At 43.4% G+C, this 15086-nt stretch carries 12 protein-coding genes; 5 read left to right on the plus strand and 7 right to left on the minus strand.

From position 1 onward, the window contains the following. The coding region (locus F6K63_RS34605) for a transposase (RefSeq protein WP_287255045.1) at nucleotides 1-187 on the plus strand (187 nt) is incomplete at its 5' end. A gap of 426 nt (nucleotides 188-613) precedes the next feature. On the opposite strand, the gene F6K63_RS34610 is transcribed toward F6K63_RS34605, so the two are convergent. Together F6K63_RS34610 and F6K63_RS34615 are read right to left on the minus strand one after the other, a co-directional pair. Then, on the minus strand, nucleotides 614-2446 hold the full coding sequence (locus tag F6K63_RS34610; RefSeq protein ID WP_008180831.1) for a mechanosensitive ion channel family protein: 1833 nt from the start codon (nucleotides 2444-2446) through the stop codon (nucleotides 614-616). A gap of 356 nt (nucleotides 2447-2802) precedes the next feature. After that, nucleotides 2803-2967, minus strand: a complete 165-nt coding sequence (locus tag F6K63_RS34615) for a hypothetical protein (protein WP_008180834.1) — start codon at nucleotides 2965-2967, stop codon at nucleotides 2803-2805. 776 nt (nucleotides 2968-3743) lie between these two features. On the opposite strand from F6K63_RS34615, the gene F6K63_RS34620 reads away from it, so the two are divergent. The 3 genes from F6K63_RS34620 to F6K63_RS34630 all read left to right on the plus strand — a co-directional run bounded on the left by F6K63_RS34620 (nucleotide 3744) and on the right by F6K63_RS34630 (nucleotide 7368). Next, nucleotides 3744-3965 (plus strand): hypothetical protein, encoded by a 222-nt coding sequence (locus tag F6K63_RS34620; RefSeq protein ID WP_075873662.1) that lies wholly within the window; start codon nucleotides 3744-3746, stop codon nucleotides 3963-3965. A 111-nt stretch (nucleotides 3966-4076) separates the two neighbouring features. Continuing rightward, entirely contained in the window at nucleotides 4077-4379 is a 303-nt protein-coding gene (locus tag F6K63_RS34625; protein WP_143764196.1) for a hypothetical protein, read from the plus strand. An 859-nt stretch (nucleotides 4380-5238) separates the two neighbouring features. Continuing rightward, entirely contained in the window at nucleotides 5239-7368 is a 2130-nt protein-coding gene (locus F6K63_RS34630; RefSeq protein ID WP_287295756.1) for an AAA family ATPase, read from the plus strand. A 245-nt stretch (nucleotides 7369-7613) separates the two neighbouring features. Here the strand turns inward: F6K63_RS34630 and F6K63_RS34635 are convergent, their stop codons facing one another. Further along, the gene (locus tag F6K63_RS34635; RefSeq protein WP_044492400.1) at nucleotides 7614-7991 is read right to left on the minus strand and encodes a hypothetical protein; all 378 of its coding nucleotides are present in this window, start codon (nucleotides 7989-7991) and stop codon (nucleotides 7614-7616) included. A gap of 740 nt (nucleotides 7992-8731) precedes the next feature. Here F6K63_RS34635 and F6K63_RS34640 point away from each other — a divergent pair. After that, nucleotides 8732-9343: a M23 family metallopeptidase gene (locus F6K63_RS34640; RefSeq protein WP_008180846.1), complete on the plus strand. Its 612-nt coding sequence runs from the start codon at nucleotides 8732-8734 to the stop codon at nucleotides 9341-9343. 95 nt (nucleotides 9344-9438) lie between these two features. Here F6K63_RS34640 and ftsH read toward each other — a convergent pair whose 3' ends face one another. The 4 genes from ftsH to psbB form a co-directional block, all read right to left on the minus strand. Beyond that, the gene (gene ftsH, locus F6K63_RS34645) at nucleotides 9439-11388 is read right to left on the minus strand and encodes an ATP-dependent zinc metalloprotease FtsH (RefSeq protein WP_287250337.1); all 1950 of its coding nucleotides are present in this window, start codon (nucleotides 11386-11388) and stop codon (nucleotides 9439-9441) included. 353 nt (nucleotides 11389-11741) lie between these two features. Next, the gene (gene nrdR, locus F6K63_RS34650; protein WP_287267874.1) at nucleotides 11742-12272 is read right to left on the minus strand and encodes a transcriptional regulator NrdR; all 531 of its coding nucleotides are present in this window, start codon (nucleotides 12270-12272) and stop codon (nucleotides 11742-11744) included. A 211-nt stretch (nucleotides 12273-12483) separates the two neighbouring features. Beyond that, nucleotides 12484-12579, minus strand: coding sequence for a photosystem II reaction center protein T (locus F6K63_RS34655; RefSeq protein ID WP_008180851.1), 96 nt, complete (start codon nucleotides 12577-12579; stop codon nucleotides 12484-12486). A gap of 137 nt (nucleotides 12580-12716) precedes the next feature. Continuing rightward, nucleotides 12717-14249, minus strand: coding sequence for a photosystem II chlorophyll-binding protein CP47 (gene psbB, locus F6K63_RS34660; protein WP_287263847.1), 1533 nt, complete (start codon nucleotides 14247-14249; stop codon nucleotides 12717-12719). Nucleotides 14250-15086 lie beyond the last annotated feature (837 nt).

Raw genomic sequence — 15086 nt, forward strand, 5'->3', positions numbered from 1 at the left:
TCCGCCCAAGTGCAACCGTACTGTTAAGCGTGAGTATGATCGATACTTATACCAAGCACGACATCTAATTGAAAACTTCTTTGCCCAACTCAAGCAATATCGAGCGATTGCCACACGCTATGATAAAGGGGCAATAAACTTTCTATCCGCAATTTATCTGGCTGCTACCGTTATCTGGCTTAATTGATGACACGCCCTAAATGTTAGGCTAAATTGGTGAGAGTATAATTGAGGTGGCTACTTAATAAGTATTGACAATAGTTAAGTTTAGTAAATTTCATCAATAACTGAATTTTTTAAGGCACCATCCTCTGATTTGATCAGAAAATTGAAAAAACGAACGACCATTAATTATTATTACTAATCTGAAAAAGGGCTGATGACAGAGGTAGCTTAAATATAGTACATTAGTACTATATTTAAGCTACCCACTGTGCCAGTTGCGTAAGTCCTGTAATAATTAGATGCGGAAAGCGCACCGGATCTTTTCGGGCGGGCAGGATGCCCACTCTACTCCTATTCATTCGAAGACTGACGCAACGCCAATTAGGATGTTGGACGCCTGATTGAGAGCGCAAGCATTCTATCACCCTCTACAGATTAGTCTACAGATTCAAGCTGTCTTACCGTTGGGGAAAGAGCTATGGGGCTTTGAAGTTGCTATCTGGCCATGACTTCCGTCTAGGGTAAGGTCATTGCCTTTAAAGGTTTTTGCCCCACTCCCCTCTTGCTTAGCGATAGCTTCGTTGATGTATATTTCCTGCTTCGGCAGTGGGATCACAATCCCCTCTTGTTCAAATCTTTCTTTTATAATTCGGCTGATCTCACAATAGGCTGTCCAGTAATCCTGTTTCTTAGTATAGGCCATAAACCAAATGTTAACAGCATATTCAGCCAATTCCCCAGTGTCGATCCAAGGTGCAGGGTCTTCCAATACTAAAGGATGAGAGTTGGCAATATCCTTAAGAACTTGGATCGCTTGAGTAATACTATTGCTGTAGCTGATCCTTACCGTGAGGAACATAGCGCGGACGGGGCTACTGGTTTCGTTCTCAATAACGTTACCCCAGATTGAGTTGTTCGGGATAATAATGATTTTATTTTCATAAGTCTTGATTGTGGTGCAAACTAAGTTGACATCCTTAACCGTACCTTTTACCCCAGCTACTTCAATCATATCGCCCACGTCGAAAGGTTTATAGAGCAAGATCATTAACCCATTGGCAAAGTTACCGAGGGTATTTTGGAACGCAAACGCTACCACAAAACCAGCAGCTCCAATCATAGCCATCAGTGGACCAATACTGACCTCTAGGGCAGTGATACCTAAAATAATACCCACCACAAATAATCCTTGACGGGTTATCCTAACCACGAACTGACGGAGCATAGCTGACATATTCGGGAACATCCACAAAGATTTCTCGAGGACTGTCCCTACAATCAGGGAGAGGATGCTAAAGCCAGCGACAATTCCTAAAAATTTGCCAATGTTATTCGCCCAGCGCAGACCTCCTTCTTTAGACTGGAGCCAGCCGACGATGGTAATCCAGGTTCCTTGAGTGTCGGTTACGTCAACCTTAATCCCACTGATTGCATCGATGTATTTGTTGTACAACTCGACATCACCGCCTTTAGTTTCCAGCTCTTCAAGTACCACCTCAAAGCGATCGCTTAAAGCAGTGCGTTCCTCTCGCAGTGTGGTCATGTTGACCAGAACTTGCTTTTTAACTTCGGTCTTCGCTTCCACCGCTTCTTCTAGGTCTTGTTTGGCTTTGTCAAGTCCCTGTTCAGTCTTTTTCTGCTCTTGTTCATCAGTAACGATTTTGTTGCTAATTGTCCCAATCTTTTCTTGAACCTTAGCAACATCCTCGTTTGAAGTTTTTGCTTTATCTTTTTCCTTTTCAGTACTTTCAACTGCTTTATCAATTGCCCCTTGCAAGGTTTTATCATGCTGGGTCTTTTCCTCTTCTTTAACTGCTTCTTCTACTGACTCTTGAGCTTTTTCGAGAGCTTCCTGTGCCTCTTCAGCAGCTTTTAAAGCTTTAAGGCGATCCTCAGCCGATCCCTCAGTCTCTATTTTTTCCTTAGTGTCTGTCGCTTCCTCAAGAGCCTCTTTGGCATCTTCTAGGGCATCAACAGCTTCTTTAGTTTGTTGAAGCTCTCGATTTTTGCGCTTGACAGCAATTTCAGCATCGCTAAGTTCTTTAACTTTAGTTTTAAGCAAGAACATCCACGCTTTAGCTTCACCCTCCAGCTCATCTAATGTCAAGGGCTTGAGCATTAGCTCTAGCTCCTCAATCGGAATAGTTGGATCCTCAGTTGTAATTGCTTTCTCTAAGACTGAATTAGTGGTCTGTTTAGCTTGAGCAGGTAACCACCATGCCCCAACCATTAAGAGACTGCCAAATAAAATGCTAATTTTCTTATGTCGGTAACGAATCATTGGTTTTTCGTGTTAATAAGACGTTAATGAAGATGTAACCTGTATAGTTTGCTTGACTGTTGAGTGTTAACCAATGAAGATGTAACCTGTATAGTTTGGTTCACTGTTGAGTTTTAACCGTTGACTGTCAACAGTTGCTCCCCCCATTACCCCCGAAGATCGGCAGAGCTGTTTGATTCTTGATTTAGACTGAGGGGGGCAGAGCAGCAGAGCAGGGGAACCGAATTTTCCGCAAATATTCGGTTTTGACAGATTCTAATTCTCTGTATTTAACGAAGAAATGACGATCTCGAGGGCAGTCAATAGTTAACGTTTAACAGTAAACACTCAACAGTCAACAAGGTATAGATAGCCTTTTATTGGTTCAAATCGAGCCATGTCCTTATTGTTGCCCAATATTTTCCATCAATAAACATCTTGAACAAAAATTTTGCAAAATCTTTGCTGAATACCGACTCCGCTTTTATCACATCTTTATTTCCCTGGCTGATCATTAATTTTTCATGGCTGCCATCATCCATAGCTTATTTATCGGTAATGGTAGATTTACCAGCCGTATTTGGTATAATCTGCTTCTGTAAAACTCGGTAAAACCATTTATTTTTACTGGGCTGTATTCTTAACAATTCGTTGAATGCTCCTAGAGAAACAGAATACTATCAAATCCGGTTGAATAACCTACTTCCTGGTCAGGAGAGCAGGGGGAGCAGGGCAGCAGGAGAGCAGGGGGAGAAAGATTTTGTCTGGATATCGTAAGTGTGGGCAATTATCCGGAGGTAGTGATAAACATGTAGTGATGGCCAGGGCAAACGCATCTAATTTTTTTTGACAAATGACCAAGATTATGTATTGAGGATTTAACAGGGTGTAAGCTGTCTAAATAAGTAGTGATAGCCAAATCGCTTATTAGAGCTGATTCGTAAACTCGCTGTAATCCTTGTAGGATAAGGCTTGCGCTCAAATAGAACAATTGAACTATTTAATACCCAAAAGACAATCATAGCAAGGCTTTCAGACTTCTTAAGATTTACTTTACAAATCAGCTCTTAGTCTAATTAACTCAAATTACTATTAATTAATAGTTCCCCAAAAAGATTAAAATTTTAATTATGTCAAAATGATGGAAGACTAAAAATAAAATATAATTTATAGAAATACCTGACGGGGGGACAGAGCGGGTATAGCCATTGTTTAGCAAGGGATACAGCAGATGAAGCAAAAAAAAGATAGGTCAAATATAGTAACCCTGACCTATCTACCAAAAATGATAGCGTGCGCCATACCATAAAATCCTACGGTGCGTCTTGCATTTCGAGGAAACCTCGAAACTACGCACCGAAAAAATAAGCTGCATTACACCAGGTATTTGTTCCTGACCTTAGTCGTTGCCAGCCTACAATTGCTCAGACATGTCAAACTAGAAGTGTTAGCTGAAGCCCTGCCGTTAGCTATTTTGTTTGAGAGTCGCCCTTCAGAAATTACCAGTTCAATATCGTTTCAATCTGGTTTCCCTGTGTAAGTGCTCTGGTAGAAGAGATGTTTAAGCCGAACGATAGGATATATTTGGCGTATGACCGCACCAGTTGGGGGGTGATTAATATCTTGATGGTTAGCGTGATCTATGATCATCGTGCCTGGCCGATTTACATCGGAGTTCTTGGATAAAAAAGGCAGCAGTAATTTTGATGAGCAAACAGCTGTTTTGGGAAAAAGTCTTGGGTTACTCTCCAACTATAGGGTGGTGGTGTTAGGGAACCTTGGCCTTTCGGCCACGCTACGCGAACGGTGCGTCTTGCATTTCTCAGACATAAACCTTGGAGAGGGGAGCCTTATTTCATATAACTTAAAAGTATTACCCATAACCTGTCGCTATAAAGGCCGGAGACGAAACCTTCAACAGGGTCGCCTTTATGGGGGAAACGGTTTAGCATAAAAGGGTTGAGTCTTTGTGATAAGGCGACCCTGTTCTACGGTAACTTCAAACACTCTGTTACGGTAACTTTAAATAGTTGATTCTATTGTGTTATCACCATATTTGCTATCGTGACCAAGACCCACGCGGTGCGACCCCGGTCGGGTTTCCCGACGCAGGAAGTTACCGTAGAACAGGGTAGCCTTATTAAAAAGACTTAAACCTATGACTCACAGACTGCCAACTATAAAGGCTACCCTGTTCAAGGTTTCATCGTTGACCTAGGGAACGCGCACCAAGAGAAATGAATCATTATTCCTCATGGCTCTGCTGTTAATAAATTTAAGCCACTTAATAGTTTGACTTGATGAAAACCTTGGCTCCATAACAGCTTGCGTGATTTCGGTCACTATTGTTGAATAAGCGCGGAAATAATGCTAATTTAGCCTTGCCTATTTTTTGGCTTTTATTAATACTTTTTATTAAGTCAACGAACAAATTATAAAACACCATTGGATTGCTAACTTTGCTCGCCTTATAAAAAGTCGATATGTCTACCTCTATGCCACGCACATTCAAACCCTTGACTAAACTAATCATACTATTTTGAATATTATATAGCACAAATTATAACCATTTTAACAAAAATAGTTGCAATCATGGGCGAATTTAATTCGCCAACGGAAAGCGCACCTTTAGGAAAGTATTGAGGACTGGATAATCATCATTAGGTAATTTACCTACGTATCTTTTGACGATTTTTTGAAAATTATATATCATTGAAGCAACATTATTAAATTTTAATTTAGCCTCTATTTTATAAAATTATATGCTATTTGTATAGGTTTTTAACTATCATTCAACATTTCTGAACTAAGCCATGTTCGACTATCTACTCTCAGCGTTAGAAAGACTAAATAAATTACTAGAGCAAGCAGTAATAACAGCACAAGCTGTCTACGGTTCTCAAGCAGCTACTGACCCTTATCGAGGTCTTCGTATTGATCGCGATCAGGTCAAACAACTCCTAGATCGTGAACCAGGGATACCTTTGTTTGCAGTAGATGCAGAAAAAACTGAGTCTGATCAGACTAACAATACACCATTAAACTGGCTGAAACAGACTTTTGGTTTGTCTGAATTTGATTTAGACGTGATTCTGATTGCCCTGGCTCCAGAAATTGATTTAAGTTACGAGCGTCTGTATGCCTATCTTCAGGATGATGTCACTCGCAGGCGACCTAGTATTGATTTAGCCTTAAATTTACTATGTCCCTCTGCTGAAGCCAAACTGTTGCAACGAGTTCATTTTGCTCCTGATGCACCCTTAATCAAACATGGCTTACTTCATTTAATTCCTGACCCTCATCAGGTTAAGCCACCAATATTATCCTATTATCTCAAGCTAGATGATCAAGTTATCCATTTTCTGTTAAAACAAAAGAGTCTTGAACCGCGTTTAGAATCTTGGTGTCAATTGATAGATAGTCCTGCGGTTGAGGACAAGTTACCGATTAGGGATGACATTAAACACATACTTCCTAAGCTAGTCAAACACGCTCAAAATACCAGCCAGCCTCTACATCTGTATTTCTCTGGTTTACATTCTACTGAAAAACGCCGTGGAGCGATCGCCCTTGCCGCTCAACTGAACAAGCAGTTATTAATTGCGGATTTAGCTCAAGCTTTAGCAATTAAGGAAGAGTTTGACCAACTGCTAAAATTGTTATTCCGTGAAGCCTGTTTTCACGATGCTATCCTCTATCTAGAAAGTCTGGAAAGTTGGGATGCACTACAGACCAAAGAGCAGCATCTGTTATATAAAAGCTTACTTGACAGACTAACTGAGGCGAAAGGTGTGGTGATATTATCTGGAATACAGTCGTGGGTGCCAAAGTTGACCAATCTCCAGGGTGTGATTACTGTACCTTTTGCTACACCGGATTTTTACCAACGGCGCGTTTACTGGCAAGCTAGTTTAGAAACTAAAGGAATTGTACTTAGCGATCGCGACTTGGATACCCTAGCCAATCGTTTTACCTTGAGTTCAGCCCAAATAGCAGGAGCAGTGACAACTGCTTGTAATCAGGCTTTGTGGCCTGCTGCTGCCGAATTTGAAGAATTGCCATTAAACAGTACAATTAAGCCAACCCTAAATGACTTATTAGCAGCGGCTCGTGACCAATCTGGTAACAATTTAACTGAATTAGCCCGCAAACTTAACCTTAAGTATAGTTGGCAAGACATTATCTTACCCGCCGATCAACTTGCTCAGCTCAAAGAAATTTGTAATCAAGCCAAGTATCGTCATATTGTCTATGAAAAATGGGGCTTTCACCGCAAGCTGTCCATTGGCAAAGGATTAAATGTACTATTTTCAGGTCCACCAGGCACAGGTAAGACCATGGCGGCGGAAGTGATTGCTAATGAACTACAGCTTGAGCTATACAAAATTGATTTATCCCAGGTTGTCAGTAAGTACATTGGCGAGACTGAGAAAAATTTGAACCGCATTTTTATGGCTGCCGAAACAGCTAACGCTATCCTTCTGTTTGACGAGGCAGATGCTCTGTTTGGCAAACGCTCTGAAGTTCGAGATGCTCATGACCGCTACGCCAATATTGAAGTTGGGTATCTGTTGCAGAAGATGGAGGAATATGAGGGGATATCAATTTTGACAACAAATTTGCGCCAAAATTTAGACGAGGCATTTGTGCGTAGGTTAGCCTTTACAGTTCACTTTCCCTCACCAGATGAAGCTAGTCGTCGGCGCATTTGGGAGGGGATTTGGACTGAGGAAATCCCCTTGTCAGCAGATCTAGATTTTGAGTTTTTGGCACGGCAGTTCAAATTGAGTGGAGGGAATATTAAAAATATTGCCCTAGCAGCAGCTTTTCTAGCGGCTGAAGCAGGTAGTGCAGTGATGATGGAACATCTGTTACAGGGAACTCGGCGGGAGTATCAGAAGATGGGTAAGGTATGGAGTGATGGAATGCGATCGCTTAAATAATCCGGCCACGGTCAGTAGTGAGCCAGTTTTACACTAACGACTTACCTAGTGCGATTGTAAGCATTCAGCCGTTGGCCTTTGGCCAAGGCTGATAGCTGAATGCTTACGTGCTATTTACCTGATTAAGCCACAAGTATAATACTGTAATCCTTAGGCGATCGCGAACATATTATTGATCAAGTTATTTCTCTTTATTACTGTTATCTTATTTCTAGAATTATTTTAGCTTCCAAAAGAAGCTAAATTCAATTCCCAGACTGACGCCCTAATTCATACACACCACAGCTCATACAAGCAATAATCCCGATACTGATTGCCCAACTGTGTCCGAGGCTAATTTCCACGGCGTAGTTACAAACTGCACCAATGACTAAAAAAGGCAAAATGCTGACAATTGACGCATAGAAAGCGTTTTGAGATTCTCTGACCTTACGGGTTCGTTCAAATTCCTGAGCCGAGATGTAAAAGAATCCCTCAGCAAAGTTAAACCAGCGGTTCAATTGCTCCATAATCCATTGCCTCAAGGACGAGAGGCTTAAATATAGCGCTAGAGACCACAAAGATGCTCCTGCGATCGCTGTAGTATCCACCTCGAATCGGAAGGGCAAAAATTCAGTCAGCATCAGTTCACGGATAGGGTAGGCTGGGGCAAGTTCATGACTAAGTTAACCAACATTTAACATCTCTATTTGAGTTGATCGCTTTAGTGTTAACGGTTAACGGTAGACACGCGCACAGTAGACACGCGCACAAAGGTTAGTCAAAGGTCAACCCTTAACAAAAAATCTAATCCTTAAATTGTGCAAGTTAAATGTGTATTAGCCTCTTGAGGTATCTTAACAAAACTCAAGATTTTGATAAATACCTAAAACAACCCAAACACCCTGCTGATGGTAGGTGATCTGGAGGGATATAATTGACAATCAAACCGCTAAATCCTTCGCGTAGCGTCGGCTTTGGCGAAGATTACAGCAGGGGATTCTTAAGAGCATAAAACTCTTACTGGCTGATTCAAACAGCCTCTACACCCTCCGATAAAATCATCGGGCTTACTTGTATGTTTTTTTTATGGTTCATGTTTCTAGCAGAGGCTTTTCAGCTTGCACAAGAACCGGTGCTTTTTTCTGCGTAGGAGACGCTACGCGAAAGAGCGCATTAAATCAATTTATGCCAGATTTATACTAGCTAAAATTATCAAGAATCGCAATCAACTTGATCTTCAATTCCCAAGGGGCTGTGTGGGTCACCTGCGTCCGCACTTTATACGCCCCATCTCCCGCACTTGTCTTTGGGCTATAACGGGAGTCCCCAAGGAGTTGAATGATGGAAAGACCCCTAACTAGCTAAAGCCAGACTAGAACTAATGCGCAGTGGTTATTTATCAAGGCTTCTAATTTTCGCTGGACTGAGTTTAACAAGTTCAATCGGTTTAAGTACCCATTCGAGTTTCCCCAGCCAGCCAGTAACTGCATCAGAACCTCCCTCAACCTTGGTAGCCGGAGTAAGAAGTTTTGCCAAAGGGGGTTCCTTTCCCGTAGAAAACTTCCGGGGCTACACCTCTGGCTTCGGTTACCGACCCTCTCCTAGAGGTTCTGGATGGGAATTCCACCGAGGTTTAGACATAGCTGCCCCTGAAGGAAGCTATATCCGTAACTGGTGGAGTGGTAAAGTAATTAAAATTTCTGATGGTACTGCTTGCGGCACCTCAATAACTATCCAATCGGGCAAGTGGCAGCACATCTACTGTCACATGAAAGGATACGCAGTTAAAAATGGAGGTACTCGCTATTTAATTGACAACTCCGGTGGGATTCGGATCAAGGAAGGCCAACTGTTGCCTTCTGGAGCCAGAATCGGTCGAGTAGGGATGACTGGTCGTACCACTGGTCCTCATCTGCACTGGGGATTGAAGTATGGCAAGCAATATGTTGACCCAGCCCAGGTGCTGCGTGCAATGTATAAAACACGAGCTTGATTGGGACAAATGCTAATGGTTAATGGCCATTAACCATTAACCATTAACCATTAACATGTTTCAAACATGCATGCCTTTGATCGTTTAACTAGAAACTACGAAACTACCAATTGTTCCTTGCACATCTGGGTGTGTTCTTCTACAATTTTGCGTAACTGGTCTCCTTCGATAGTTTCTTGATCTATCAACAGGTCTACTAATCGGTCAATGATTACCCGATTTTCCCGGACTAACTGACGAGCATGGCCATGGCAATGCTGCACAATTGTGCGAACTTGGGCATCAATGTGGGCAGCAATTTTCTCTGAGTACTCAGCCCTATTAATCACATTACCCCCTAGAAAGACTTCTCCCCCTGGATCTTCTAAGGACAGAGGACCCAAATCACTCATTCCAAAGCGGGTTACCATCTGCCGTGCTCGCGAGGTAACTTGTCGCAAGTCCCCAACAGCACCAGTAGTCACTTCAGCCTCACCAAAAATTTCTTCTTCTGCCGCTCTACCCCCTAAAGCAGCAGTAATTTGGGCTTTGAGTTGAGCCCGAGTAATCAAACCTTGCTCTTCATCAGGAATATACCAGGTCAAACCACGGGCTTGCCCTCGGGGAATTAGGGTTACTTTCTGTACCGGGTCGTGATCCGGTAGGAGGGTAGAAATTACAGCATGTCCTACTTCATGGTAGGCAATTAATCGCTTATTCTTGCTGTCCACTAGAGGAGTGCCTTCCATCCCAGCTACCACCCGGTCAATAGCATCATTGATTTCGAGCATAGTAATGGCATCTTTGCGGCGGCGGGCAGTCAGGATTGCCGCTTCGTTGAGTAGGTTGGCTAAGTCAGCACCAGTAAACCCAGGGGTACGCTTAGCAACAGTTTCTAGACAAACCTCAGGGTCAATCTTTTTGTTGCGAGCGTGGACTTCCAGAATGTTATTCCTGCCTTTGTAGTCAGGGTAATCCACAATAACTTGTCTGTCAAAGCGTCCAGGACGTAATAGTGCAGCATCCAGGACATCTGGGCGATTAGTGGCAGCAATAATAATAATACCTGTGTTGCCTTCAAACCCATCCATTTCCGTGAGCAATTGGTTAAGGGTTTGCTCCCGTTCATCGTTTCCACCGCCAATTCCTGCTCCCCGTTGCCGTCCTACCGCATCAATTTCATCAATGAAGACCAAGCAAGGGGCATTTTCTTTGGCTTTTCTGAACAAGTCACGGACACGGGAGGCACCAACGCCCACAAACATTTCCACGAATTCGGAACCAGAGATGCTAAAGAAGGGAACTCCTGCTTCACCAGCGATCGCTTTGGCTAAGAGAGTTTTACCAGTTCCTGGAGGACCCACTAGCAGCACACCTTTCGGGATCCGTGCTCCAACAGCAGTAAAGCGTTCTGGTTGTTTGAGGAATGTGACAACTTCTTGCAATTCCTGTTTAGCTTCTTGAATACCTGCTACATCATCAAAGAGAACCCCGGTTTTGGCTTCCATCTGAAACCGTGCTCGGGATTTGCCAAAGTTTAAGGCTTGACCAGAATTACTCGCAGAGCGTCGCAGGATCATCATCAAGCCTGCTAGTAACAACAGAATGAAAAATAAGTTGGCAATTAGACCTAAAGCGGCTGAGTTATCCGCAGAGCGCCTAATTTCAGTGGGAACATTCTGTTGACGGAGTTCCTTGAGTAGCAAGGAGTTTTGATCGAACAAAGCAACTCGTTGAGGAGGTTCATTCTCATTGGACCCCTCTAAGCTAACTTTAGCAATCTTAGTGGCTTCATCGATTTCTATTTTAGTGACGTCCCCATTTTTAACTTTCTTTAATAGCTCACTATAGGTTAGAGATTTCTCTTGTTTAAGCTGTGCTTGGGCTGGGGTACCCAGTATCACCCCTTGCCAAAGGAGCAAACTGGCAGCAATACGCCAGAATTTGACTAACTTGCGCTTTTCCTGGGGTTCCTGTAATCTAACCTCAGGATTTGCCAGCGGCTGTGGAGAGGTGTTTACCTCTGCATTACCCATCCATGCTCTCATCCAGAAACGTTTCTTCATGGCTGTTTGCTCTTTGGTCTTGCCTTGACTCAACTCCTGGGTAAACCTAGTTAGGCTTCAATGAATTCACGCCCTTGAGTTGAAATTTCTTTCACTTTCTAGTCTAGCTCCCTAAAATCCGGCTTTAGCTGTAAGAAACTCATCTGAAGTCCGCTAGCATCGGTAACCTGCTCTTGCCTAGATGGGGTTTGCAAACCTCACCCTGTTTTTTTCTTAATCCTCTCTGCTGTAGATACCTTGCCTGGAACATCTCTACAAATGGTAACCATACAACTGGACACGAGATCACTAGTTGACCTTGTACTTTTGAGAGTCAACCATCAACCGTCAACATTCAACAAACATCTGATCAATTACACCGAAGTGGATGTCTTTATTTCTTCTACCTGATCTGAGGGGGTTGGCGGAACCTGGGGGATTTCCATTGGTACATCTTCCTGTTGGAGATCCTCTAGGGTAGTGACAAAATCTCTAATCCCTTGAAATTTTCCATAGACGGAAGCAAAGCGTACATAAGCCACTTCACTCTCCGAACGTAGGTAGCGCAAGACTAACTCACCAATTTCGTGACTGATGACTTCCCGACCAAATCGCTGTTGTAATTCTGCTTCAATCTCATCAACCAATGCTTCCAGGCGTTTTTGGAGAATGCCGGTTTTTTCACAAGCACGTACAATTCCCCGTAACAACTTGGAACGGTCAAATGATTCCCGCTTGCCATCCCGCTTGATCACAGTTATTGGCACAAATTCGATCCGCTCATATGTCGTGAAGCGATGTTTGCATCCCAAACACTCCCGACGTCGCCTCACACTTTTCCCTGCCTCAGTAGAACGAGACTCAAGAACGCGGCTCTCGGTGTGGTGACAAGAGGGGCATCGCATAAGATAATTTTGTTTTCTTGCTGAGTGGACTGATTGGCGGCAGATATTTGGAACGCCCTAAGAGTCGATACTGTCAAAATAACAATTATATGGAAGGTGAGCCGATATAGACCTATCAACTTCCCTATATCCTATAGGGTCATGCACAGGGTATTGCGGCTCAGAGCATCCACAGAACTGTTGAATTTCGATCTGAGTAAATCGAGGTAAACTACTTACCAATCTTAGGCGGTTCCCGAAAAGCAATGGCAAAAAATAGGGTGCCTAGGGCTAAGGTCAAGATTAAGATATAAGCAACTGATTCCATAGCTATAATTGTTGGTTATCTTCTCACTTACCAGTCTACCTTGCATAGACCACAGAAATAGCCAAAAGGCAAAAGAAAAATTTCTTTTCTTCTGCCTTTTGCTTTTAAGTCAAACTGTGATAAGAGATATTTAACCTCTAGATAGGCTCTGTCCTACGGGTACTCTTATCACCAAGCTTCTGGAAGAAGCCCCACTCGACTTGCTCTTCCTCTAGGTCAGGATCGACACCAGCAAACACATCTCGATAGAGGGTGCGTGAGCCATGCCAGATGTGCCCAAAGAAGAACAACAGAGCAAAGACAGCATGACCAAAGGTGAACCAACCCCGAGTACTAGTGCGGAATACACCATCAGAGTTTAAGGTTTCACGGTCAAATTCAAAGCCCTCACCCAGCTGAGCAGTACGAGCGTATTGCTTCACATCGAATGGGTCAGTAAAGGTTTGACCATCAAGAACTCCACCGTAGAAGCTAACTGTGACACCAGCTTGCTCGAAACTATACCTAGATTCAGCCCGTCGGAAAGGTATGTCCGCACGAACTACACCATTAGCATCGGTCAAAATGATAGGGAAGGTTTCAAAGAAGTTCGGCATCCGACGAACGGTCAGATCCCGACCTTCACTGTCTGTGAACACCGCATGACCTAGCCAACCTTCAGCAATTCCATCCCCTTTGTCCATCGGACCTGTGCGGAACAAACCACCTTTGGCAGGGGAGTTGCCTACATAGTCATAGAATGCCAGCTTCTCTGGAATTGATGACCAAGCTTCTGACAAGCTAGCACCATCAGCCAATTCAGCTTGTACCCGTTGGTTAATTTCCTGTTGGAAATAACCCTGATCCCACTGATAGCGAGTTGGACCAAACAGTTCAATTGGGGTGGCAGCACTGCCGTACCACATGGTGCCTGCTACTACAAACGCAGCAAAAAATACAGCCGCGATACTGCTGGAGAGTACCGTTTCGATATTCCCCATCCGTAGAGCTTTAAACAATCGCTCTGGTGGTCGTACTGTTAAGTGGAATAAACCGGCAATAACCCCAACAACACCAGCAGCGATATGGTGAGCGACAATACCTCCAGGGTTATAGGGGTTAAAGCCTGCTGGTCCCCATTCTGGTGCGATGGGTTGAACACTACCAGTGAGACCATAGGCATCAGATACCCACATCCCAGGACCCCAAAGCCCAGTCAAGTGAAAGGCACCAAAGCCAAAGCAGAGTAAACCAGATAAGAACAGGTGAATGCCAAAAATTTTTGGCAAATCGAGAGCTGGGTCGCCACTCCGTGGGTCTCTGAACACATCTAAATCCCAGTAAACCCAGTGCCATACGGCAGCCAGGAACAATAAACCAGAAAGGATAATATGAGTTGCAGCGACACCTTCAAAAGACCATAAGCCAGCATTGGTTACGGTTTCACCAGTGATACTCCAGCCCCCCCAGGAATCAGTAACCCCTAGACGAGCCATAAAGGGCATGACGAACATCCCCTGACGCCACATCGGGTTAAGAACCGGGTCACTCGGATCAAAAATTGCCAATTCGTACAGGGCCATTGAACCAGCCCAGCCTGCCACCAGGGCTGTATGCATCAAGTGCACAGCTAGCAGACGTCCTGGATCATTCAGGACGACCGTGTGTACTCGGTACCAGGGTAGTCCCATTGACTACGCTCCTCCTAATATAGAGTTTTTACTTCGACGCTTCTTTTGATCAGTATGTTAGAAATCGCCTTGAAATCTCCCCCGCTTCAAACACAGAGGATTCTAAGAGTCACGTTGTTCGAGGGGTTAAAAACCTAATCTGACAACGCTTACGGTATGATTTCTTTAATTTGACACTGTTTGGAGAGCTTTCAAGCTCTCCGACCGACCTTGGTTAGGTGTGAACCTAACTGTATCGCTACTTGGGTAGCCACCCTAGATTTTGCCATTGGCAACTTAGGTAGGACAAAGTATGTATGAAACTAAAGTTTGTTTAAAGAAGTGTAACTATTGTTAGAGCCGATTGCAAGCGAACGGTCATGTTCTCAGCTTAGGGTCGGAAGCCTAAAACCAGCTATATTGCGCAAATTTCCCTTGTATTTGCCTAAATTAAAGCAATATAGCTTCTAAAATCTAAAAATTTTCAAATTCAGTCCGGTAGCCTCTTGACTAATTAGCAATAGTCGGACACAAATCAAAATGAAAAAGGTATGTTGAAAGGAAAAAGGCATAAGCATAGGACTTATGGCAAGTTGAGTTCAAACCATATCACCTAAAGCACTTAAGAGGGCAGGGGGAATAGGGGGAAGAGTCCAGAGTTGGGGAAAGCTGGGGCTAAAAGGGTTAGTAAACAGCTAGAGAAAATGTCGCAGAGTCTACCAAAAACTCTTATTATTTGTTAGACTTAAATTAGGGTAACACCGACAGGGATTATTATGTAACTTAAATTAAAGCCGAAAACCAAGGGTTTAATAGTTGCGGTTACATCCCGGTGTTAGACTTTTTTGACATTTTTAT

This window comes from Moorena sp. SIO1G6, from assembly GCF_010672795.1.
Classification (GTDB): domain Bacteria; phylum Cyanobacteriota; class Cyanobacteriia; order Cyanobacteriales; family Coleofasciculaceae; genus Moorena; species Moorena producens.

Bases quoted from the DNA above. Each gene is read 5' to 3' on its own strand.
- F6K63_RS34610 (WP_008180831.1), bottom strand. From the start codon at position 2,446: ATGATTCGTTACCGACATAAGAAAATTAGCATTTTATTTGGCAGTCTC.
- F6K63_RS34615 (WP_008180834.1), bottom strand. From the start codon at position 2,967: ATGGATGATGGCAGCCATGAAAAATTAATGATCAGCCAGGGAAATAAA.
- F6K63_RS34630 (WP_287295756.1), top strand. From the start codon at position 5,239: ATGTTCGACTATCTACTCTCAGCGTTAGAAAGACTAAATAAATTACTA.
- F6K63_RS34635 (WP_044492400.1), bottom strand. From the start codon at position 7,991: ATGCTGACTGAATTTTTGCCCTTCCGATTCGAGGTGGATACTACAGCG.
- F6K63_RS34640 (WP_008180846.1), top strand. From the start codon at position 8,732: ATGCGCAGTGGTTATTTATCAAGGCTTCTAATTTTCGCTGGACTGAGT.
- ftsH (WP_287250337.1), bottom strand. From the start codon at position 11,388: ATGAAGAAACGTTTCTGGATGAGAGCATGGATGGGTAATGCAGAGGTA.
- nrdR (WP_287267874.1), bottom strand. From the start codon at position 12,272: ATGCGATGCCCCTCTTGTCACCACACCGAGAGCCGCGTTCTTGAGTCT.
- F6K63_RS34655 (WP_008180851.1), bottom strand. From the start codon at position 12,579: ATGGAATCAGTTGCTTATATCTTAATCTTGACCTTAGCCCTAGGCACC.
- psbB (WP_287263847.1), bottom strand. From the start codon at position 14,249: ATGGGACTACCCTGGTACCGAGTACACACGGTCGTCCTGAATGATCCA.